This window comes from Kribbella turkmenica, from assembly GCF_004348725.1.
Taxonomy (GTDB): domain Bacteria; phylum Actinomycetota; class Actinomycetes; order Propionibacteriales; family Kribbellaceae; genus Kribbella; species Kribbella turkmenica.
Map to the genome: position 1 here is coordinate 23,461 of NZ_SMKR01000085.1, position 8,024 is coordinate 31,484.

Annotated in this window: 6 protein-coding genes; 2 read left to right on the plus strand and 4 right to left on the minus strand. The window is 70.8% G+C overall.

Annotated elements, in window-relative coordinates:
* Complete coding sequence (locus E1218_RS19980) at positions 1-2,694, plus strand: helix-turn-helix transcriptional regulator (protein ID WP_132322337.1); 2,694 nt, start codon at positions 1-3, stop codon at positions 2,692-2,694.
* Between the two features lie 111 nt (positions 2,695-2,805).
* Positions 2,806-3,435: a DedA family protein gene (locus E1218_RS19985; RefSeq protein WP_132322339.1), complete on the plus strand. Its 630-nt coding sequence runs from the start codon at positions 2,806-2,808 to the stop codon at positions 3,433-3,435.
* Between the two features lie 43 nt (positions 3,436-3,478).
* On the opposite strand, the gene E1218_RS19990 is transcribed toward E1218_RS19985, so the two are convergent.
* The 4 genes from E1218_RS19990 to E1218_RS20005 all read right to left on the minus strand — a co-directional run bounded on the left by E1218_RS19990 (position 3,479) and on the right by E1218_RS20005 (position 7,991).
* Positions 3,479-4,303 carry an acyltransferase domain-containing protein gene (locus E1218_RS19990; RefSeq protein ID WP_132322341.1) on the minus strand — a complete coding sequence of 275 codons (825 nt, stop codon included), beginning with the start codon at positions 4,301-4,303 and terminating at the stop codon, positions 3,479-3,481.
* A 35-nt stretch (positions 4,304-4,338) separates the two neighbouring features.
* Entirely contained in the window at positions 4,339-5,415 is a 1,077-nt protein-coding gene (locus tag E1218_RS19995; protein ID WP_132322343.1) for a sialidase family protein, read from the minus strand.
* Positions 5,416-5,491: 76 nt separating this feature from the next.
* Entirely contained in the window at positions 5,492-5,779 is a 288-nt protein-coding gene (locus tag E1218_RS20000; RefSeq protein ID WP_132322345.1) for a 4a-hydroxytetrahydrobiopterin dehydratase, read from the minus strand.
* Positions 5,780-6,014: 235 nt separating this feature from the next.
* Positions 6,015-7,991 carry an ABC1 kinase family protein gene (locus tag E1218_RS20005; protein ID WP_132322347.1) on the minus strand — a complete coding sequence of 659 codons (1,977 nt, stop codon included), beginning with the start codon at positions 7,989-7,991 and terminating at the stop codon, positions 6,015-6,017.
* Between the last annotated feature and the right edge of the window lie 33 nt (positions 7,992-8,024).

Sequence of the window (8,024 nt, forward strand, 5' to 3'; positions counted from 1 at the left end):
ATGCTGATCGGGCGGGACTCGGAACGCCGGGTGATCGAGCAGTTGGTCGCGGGGGCGCGGGTGGGGGTCGCCGGCGTGCTGCTGGTCACCGGTGAGCCCGGCATCGGCAAGACCGCGCTGCTCGACGAGGCCGCGACGCTGACGACCGGACTGCGGCTGCTCCGGGCTCGCGGCACCGAGGCCGAGCGCGACGTTCCGTTCGGCGCCCTGCACCAACTGCTCCGTCCTGCGCTCGCCGAGCTGGACCGCATCCCGCGTCCCCAGCAGGCAGCCCTTGAGGCAGCGCTCGCCCTGAGCCCCGTCGAGAGCATGGCCGACCGATTCGCGGTCGGAGCCGCGACCCTCAGCCTCATCTGCCGGTACGCCGAAGTGGCGCCGCTCGCCGTGATCGTCGACGACGCGCACCTGCTCGACCGTCCGTCGGCCGAGGCGTTGCTGTTCGCGGCCCGGCGGTTCGTCGCCGACCCGATCGTCTTGCTGATCGCTGCCCGGCAGCACGAACCCCATCCGCTGGCGGAGGCCGACCTCCCCGCGCTTGTGCTCGAAGGCGTGCCGCTGGAAGCGGCGCAGCAGTTGGTGCACGGTTTGCCGGCCGACCTGGTCGCCCAGCTGCATCGGACCGTGGCCGGGAATCCGTTGGCTCTCCTGGAACTGGCCGGAGAGCCGGCCGCCCTGCACCGGCTTCCACCCGGCGTGCCGATGCCTGTCCCCACGCTGCTCGCGAAAGCCTTTACCGCAAGGGCGAATCGGCTCAGCCCGGGTGCACGCACCGCACTGCTGGTGGCGGCTGTCGACGACGGTGAACTCGGTGCGGTGGCCAGAGCGTGCGAGGAGCTGGGTGTCGAGGTGTCGGCCCTGGCTGAGGCTGAGACGGCCGCGCTGGTCGCGATTCGCGACGGCCGCGTCGAGTTCCGGCATCCGCTGGTGCGGTCGGCGATCTACACCAGCGCTGACCCGGCTGAGCGTCGCACTGTCCATCGGGCGGTCGCGGGAGCCACGCAGGACGAGGACAGGCGTGCATGGCACTTGTCCGAGACGGTCCTCGGGACCGACGACGACGTTGCTGCCAGCCTGGACGTCGCCGCCCGGCATGCGGTCGGCCGGGGAGCGCACGCGGTCGCGGCTACGGCGTACCAGCGTGCCGCGCGATTGACCGAGGCACCGCAAGACCGCGCACTGAGGTTGGTGGCTGCAGGAGAGGCAGCGTGGTCCGCAGGGCTGCCGGACCGGGCCGAGACCCTGCTGGACGAAGCGTTGGCGCTGCGGCCACCGGCAGCCACCAGGATCCGCGCGCAGGAGATCCGTGCCGATCTGACGGTGAAGTGCGGGTCACCCGCTCAAGCACGCGACATCCTGCTCACGGCCGCTGCGGAGTGCGAGGACGAGGCCGTCGCCACCGGACTGCTCGCCGACGCGGTCAATGCTTGCTTCCGGCTCTGCGACACCGCGTCCGCGCTTCGCGCGGCCGAGGGCATCGACCGGCTGCTGCCGGCGGTCGAACGCCCGGGTCCGCGCATCATCGGCATGATGGCCAGCGGTGTCGCGAAGATCCTCGCCGGTCAGGGCGGGACCGACCAGATCCGGCAGGCCGTCGCTCTCGCGCCGTCGGACGAGTTGGACCGCGATCGTCGCCGGCAGGTGTGGATGGCGATCGCACCGCTCTTCCTCCGCGAGAGCGGCACCGGACGAGTCCTGCTGCAACAGGCGATGCTGGAGCGGCGAGACCAGGTCGCGTTGGGCACTCTGCCCGGTCTGCTGTTCGTGCTGGCGCGTGATGACGCCACGACCGATCGCTGGGCGGACGCGGCCGCGTCGTACGACGAAGGGGTCCGGCTGGCGCGCGAGATCGGTCAGACGACCGAGCTGGCGATGAATCTGGCCGGTCATGCCTGGCTGGCGGCGCATCAGGGCCGGGTGGAGTGTCGAACGCTTGCGGCAGAGGCGCTGCGCATCTGCGACGACCGGGCCGTGCACCTCGGCACCGTGTGGTCGTTGTTCGGCCTCGGCGACTTCGAGTTGGGCCGTGGTGATCCGGCGGCCGCGCTCCCGGAGTACCGGCGACTGGTCGACGTACTGGCAGCGAACGGGCTCAGGGACCCCGATCTGTCACCGGCGCCGGAGTTGGTCGAGGCGTACCTGCGGTTGGGTCGGCCTGACGACGCGGAGACGGTCTCGCGGGAGTACCTCGCCCGGGCTGAGGCCAAGGCCCAGCCGTGGTCGCTGGCGCGGGCCGCTCGGGTCAGGGGACTGGTCGGCGACTGCGCGGAGGAGTTCGAGACCGCGCTCGAATGGCACGCGAAGACCCTGGACGCCTTCGAGCGTGCCCGCACCCGGCTGGCGTACGGCGCCTGGCTACGGCGGGCGCGAAGGCGTGTCGACGCGCGGACCCAGCTCCGGTTCGCCGTCGAAGCGTTCGATCAGCTGGGCGCGGCCGGCTGGGCCGACCAGGCCGCGACCGAGCTGAAGGCGACCGGAGAGACGGCACGCCGCCGAGTGCCCAGTACGGCGGACGAGTTGACCCCGCAGGAGCGGCAGATCGCCCTGCTGCTCGCGGACGGTCAGAGCATCCGTGAGGCCGCGGCCAGACTCTTCCTCAGCCCGAAAACGGTGGAGTACCACCTGCGGAAGGTCTACACGAAGCTCGGCATCCACTCCCGCACCGAGCTCGCCGACCAGCTGGCCGGCAGCACGTAGCGTCGCGGTCACAGCACGCACAGCCGCGAACCGCTGAACATCTGGTGAACCCGGCCGAATCACAGCGATGGAATTGCGGCGATTGTGGATCCGGATGGCATCCTGTTCCGGATGACCGAGTTGATGGAGGCTGCGCGGCAGCTGCTGAGCGTCGCCATGGCCTCGCATTGGCTGCTGCTCGTCCTGTTCCTGGCGGCCGCGATCGATGCCGTCTTCCCGGTGATCCCGAGCGAGGGCCTGGTGGTCACCGCCGGCATGGCCGCCGCCGCGGGACACCAGAACCTGCTGCTCGTGATCGTGCTGGCCATGCTCGGCTCGGTCATCGGCGAGACCGTCTGCTACTTCATGGGCCGTGGCTCCGGACCGGCCCTGCACCGGTGGATGAAGCGGCAGGAGCGCAGACAGGCGATCTACGACAAGGTGTCGGCCGCGCTGCACTCTCGCGGCGGGCTGATCCTGATGACGGTCCGCTACGTCCCCGGCGCGCGGATGGTGGCCACGCTGACCGCCGGCGCGACCCGGTACTCGTTCAAGAAGTTCTTCGTCTTCACCTTCGCGGGCGTGACGGTCGCCTACACGTACGTCGCGCTGCTCGGCTACCTCGGTGGCGACGCGTTCGCGCACGACTCGCTGAAGGCGCTCGGGTTCAGCCTGAGCCTGGCGTTCCTGATCGGCCTGGTGATCGAGACCTCCCGCCGGATCGCGCTCCGGCGCCGCGCGGCCAAGATCACCGCCGGCTGACAGCCGGTCGACTGCCGGCACGTACGGCGCCGGTCGACCGGCGTCAGAGGCGCAGGTACCCGTAGGCGCTCTGCCAGGTGCCGCCGGCCTTGATCCGGCCGACCACCAGCCGCTGCAGCGAGGTGTCCTGCGGCAGTTCGTCCAGCCGCTCCAGACCGTGCGTCCGGAAGGTGAAGAAGATCGCGCTGTCCTGGCTGTCGTTCGCTTCTCCGTACGGCGTGAACCGGCGGCCGAACCGGACCATGTTCGACTCCGGCGGCAGGTTGTCGAGCAGGTACGGGTCGATCAGCCACGACCACAGCGTCGCGGTCCTCACCGGGTACTCCGGGAAGTACCGCGGGAAGAACTCCCGGGCCTGCGCGAGGCTGTCGTCGACCGCCTCGGGCGTGAGTGGCCCGGTCTCCGGGATGTGGACGCCGGTCACCCACTCGCCGGGCTCGGTGCCGGGCACCGGCTTGTCCGCCGGCACCTGGTGGAGCAGGTACTGCAACCGGCCGAGCGCGTAGATCTGGCCGGTCCAGTGCACCGTCATCCACCAGTGCGTCTCCAGGCCGTACTCGCCGTGGGTCCGGCGATTCACCGTGAGCTGCTGTCCGAGGTCCGCGAGCGTCGCCCAGCTGACGTCGTCCGGGATGCCGCGCTCGGCGTGGAAGCGGCGGACGTCCGGCAAGGTGTCCAGGAACGCCTGGACCGAGTTGCGCGGGTCGTCCGGCATCCGCAGCTGCGGCTCCTGACCGAGCTTGCCGAGAGCCGCGCGGAGCTGGTCGGCCAGGTCGTCGACGACGGCCCGGTCGGCCTGGAAGGCTTCGGCGTCGTCGCGGTCCTGGTCGCTGAACCCCAGTAGGCGGTACTCCTCGGTAGTCGTCACCGGCCAACGGTATCCGATCCGGACCGGGCAGAGACTTACCGCTCCTCCGCCAGCCCGAGGTACAAGATGGTCGGGTCGGCCGGGCTGAAGGCGAGGGACGGGATGCCGTCGTGGCGGTTGTGCTGCTTGGTCAGCTCGCCAGTGGACGGGCGGAACCGGTAGAGGTCGGCGCCGTAGTTCGCGAACGACGTCCCGTAGCTGAAGTAGAGCAGGTCCGGGTCTACCGGACTGGCCCACATCCGGTTGCCGTTGATCAGCGTCGCCCGGGTCTGGTCCAGCACCGGCTCGAACTTCAGCCCGCCGTCGGCCGACTCCCAGATGAGCCGGGTCGCGCGGTCGCGGTCGTACCCCTCCATCCAGACCTTCGACGGATCGGCCGCGGAGATCGCCAGGCTGAACGCGTTCACCCGGCCCACCGGCTCGGACCGCCGCCAGGTCCGGCCTCCGTCGTCCGTGACGTAGACGCCGTCCGACATCACGCCGACGACGATGTGGTCGTGGTCGCGCGGATCGACCACCGCGTCGTATACGAACAGATCGCGAGCCGCCGGTACGCCGACGTGCTGCCAGCTGGCGCCGTCGTCGTACGAGTCGTAGAGCCGGCCGTCGCCGGCGACTACCCGAAGCCGGCCGGGCGATGCGACGAGCGCGGCCAGTCCACCGCCGTTGACCGGTCCTTGCACGGTGCTGACCGCGCCGCCCTTGACCCGGTGGATCGGCTGGTCGTTCACGGAGTAGACGTACGCCGTGTCGCCCGGTCCCGCCTGGACGTCGTACGCACTCAGGTCGTCCGGTGTCTTGTCGAGCAGCTGCCAGCTGCACCCGGCGTCGCTCGACCGCTGGATCGACTGGCGGCCGATCGTGATCAGGGTGTTCGGCTCCTCCAGCACCGCGACCTTCGCGTACGTGACCGGACGCAGCCGCTCGGTCGTCGGCGCCAGCGTCGCGCCGTCGGTCTCGGTGATGGTCACCGAACCGTCGCCGTACACGGTGTCGCAGTGCGGCCGGTTCCAGAACCAGCCGGGGTTCGGCGAGAACGCGTGCGCCGAAGTCGTCAGGCTGAGCAGGACGGCGGCGGCGGTGAGACCGGAGGCGAGGCGGCATGAGGTCATGCCCTCAGGTGTAGACGGGCAGGCGGGTGCTCAGCCAGCGCCGGGCCTGGCCGAGAACCGCCATGACGTGAAGCGGTCAGCCGGCCGCGGTGTCGATGTGCCGGGCGAGAACCAGATCGTCGTCGGTGATGCCGCCGGCGTCGTGGCTGCTGACCTTGAAGGTGATCGTGGTGTAGCGGATGTCGATGTCCGGGTGGTGGTTCATCGACTCGGCCAGCTGGGCGACGGTGGCGACCAGCCGGATGCCGTCCAGGAAGTTCTCCCGCTTGATGCTGCGGACCAGCGCGTTGTCCGCGAACTTCCACTGCGGGAGGTGGTCGCGAATCGCCTGGTCGATCTGGTCGTCGGTCAGCAGCTCAGCCATGCGGCACACTCTAGACCCTTCCTACCCGGGAGTTTTCCAGGAGGCGAACCGGTGCCGGCCGATCATCGTGCGAGACAGCGCGCTAGCTGGTCCGCGGTCGTCGCGGTATCTCCCGTCGCGCAACAGGTACCGCACGTAGCCCGCGTGCCAGGCACAGGCCTGAAACCCTTCGGAACGGGATGGTCAGCGATGTGAGGCATTGATGGACATCCTCGAAGTTCAAGCTCACTTTAAGTCAAGGGGGACTCCCGTCCGGAAGCCGGAAGACCAGGACGAGCACCCGGAGGACCAGGACGGCGCAGATCACCAGCAGGTTGTAGCCGAAGAGCTGGAAGAGCGTGATCGTCTCGGTGACGTGCGGACCGCCCGGCGTACCGAGCAGCAGGACCGCCATCAGGCCGGCGGTGGCGCCGAGGATCGCGAGCAGCACCTGATGCAGCAGGGTGGTGATGTGCCGGCGGTCGCGGTCGTCGGCGAGCAGCCGGACGTTCAGGCCCAGCCGGCCGCTCTCGGCCGCGGCCGCGATCCGGTCGATCCGTCGGGGCAGCCGGCGCAACATCGGCAGCAGCGTCGCCAGCTCCTCGGTCGCCGTCCGGCGCAACGCCTCCGGGGCGAGGCGGTCGGTGACGTGGGCGGAGGCGAACTGGCGGGACGCGGTGACCAGGTCGAAGCCGGGGGAGATGCGCGAGATCGTGCCCTCGATGGTGGCCAGGGCGCGGAAGACCGCGGCCACCTCCGGCGGTACGCCGAGGTCGTGCGAGGTGATGATCCTGAACAGGTCGTTGAACATCGCCGGCCCGAGCGTCACGCCCGCGGACAGGTGGCGGGTCATGAACCGGCCGACGGCGCGTTCGAGGCCGCGCTCGTCGATCACGTCGGGCCGGTCGACGATCTCCAGCAGCGCGTCGGTCGCGGCGACCGGGTCGCCGTGGTCGATCGCGAGCAGGAACCGCTGCAGGGCCTCCCGGGTGGCCGGATCGAGGCGGCCGACCGAGCCCAGGTCGAGCATGCCGATCCGGCCGTCGGTGAGCAGCAGGAAGTTGCCGGGGTGCGGGTCGGCGTGGAAGACCCCGTCGATGGCGACCTGGCCGAGCAGGCAGTCGAACAGCACCCGGCCGAGCCGGGCCGCGTCCAGGCCGCGCTCGGCGATCGCCTGCGCGGCGTTGCCCAGACCGATCCCGTGCAGCCGCTGCATCGTCAGCACCCGGGCGGTGGACGCCCGCGGGTAGAGCTCGGGGACCACCAAATCGTTGGTCGAGGCAACGGATCGGCCGGCCGCCACCGTGGTCATGTTGCCGGCCTCGACGGTGAAGTCGAGCTCCTCGCGCATCGCGTCCGCGAACCCGTCGGCCAGCGCCCGGACACCCATCGACCGGCCCCAGTCGGTGTTCCGCTCGAGCAGGCGGGCGAGCCGCCGGACGATGTCGAGATCCCGCTCGACCACCGCGGCGACGCCGGGACGCTGCACCTTCACCACGACGTCCGCGCCCTCCGGCAGGCGGGCCGCATAGACCTGGGCGACCGACGCGGCCGCGAGCGGCTCGGTGTCGAAGCCGGCGTACACCTGGTGCGGCCGGGCGCCGAGCTCCTCGGTCAGCACCGCCTCGACCTCGGACCACGGCGCGGGGGAGGCCTGGTCCTGCAGGCGGCTCAGCTCGTTCGCGACCGAGACCGGGATGATGTCGCTGCGGGTGGACAGCACCTGACCGAGCTTCACGAACGTCACCCCGGCCTCGTCGAGCGCCAGCCGCAGGGAGCGCGCCAGCTCGGCCTGTCCGGCGGCGTTCTCGCGGCCGGGACGGCGACGGCCACGCAGGTACGGGCCGAGGCCGTGCCGGATCGCGATCCGGAGGATCTGCAGGTACCGCTTGGTCCGGGCGACCCGGCCGGCCAGGTCGCGGCGCAGATCGCGGGCCCGGGGCAACGAACCGGTCGGCACGAGCGCCTCGGACAGCACCAGGAAGATCAGGCCCGACAGCACCGAGCAGAGCGTCGTCAGCACGAGCAGCGAGATCGCGGCGCCGTTCGAGCCCTCGAACGGCGGCGGCCCGACCAGTCCCCGCGAGATCGGGTTGAACATGGCGAGCGTGAGCCCCGCGCCGAGCGCGAGCCGCACCAGCCCGAACCGCACCCCGAGCAGCCGCTGCGCCACGGGCACGAAGATCACCATGAACACGACGATGTTGATCAGGCCGAGGATCAGGACGTCCATGCCCGGAACCCTAGGCGCTCACCCACCCCACCC

Coding starts and splice junctions, on each gene's coding strand:
- E1218_RS20005 (WP_132322347.1), bottom strand. CDS start 7,991: ATGGACGTCCTGATCCTCGGCCTGATCAACATCGTCGTGTTCATGGTG.
- E1218_RS19985 (WP_132322339.1), top strand. CDS start 2,806: ATGACCGAGTTGATGGAGGCTGCGCGGCAGCTGCTGAGCGTCGCCATG.
- E1218_RS19980 (WP_132322337.1), top strand. CDS start 1: ATGCTGATCGGGCGGGACTCGGAACGCCGGGTGATCGAGCAGTTGGTC.
- E1218_RS19995 (WP_132322343.1), bottom strand. CDS start 5,415: ATGACCTCATGCCGCCTCGCCTCCGGTCTCACCGCCGCCGCCGTCCTG.
- E1218_RS20000 (WP_132322345.1), bottom strand. CDS start 5,779: ATGGCTGAGCTGCTGACCGACGACCAGATCGACCAGGCGATTCGCGAC.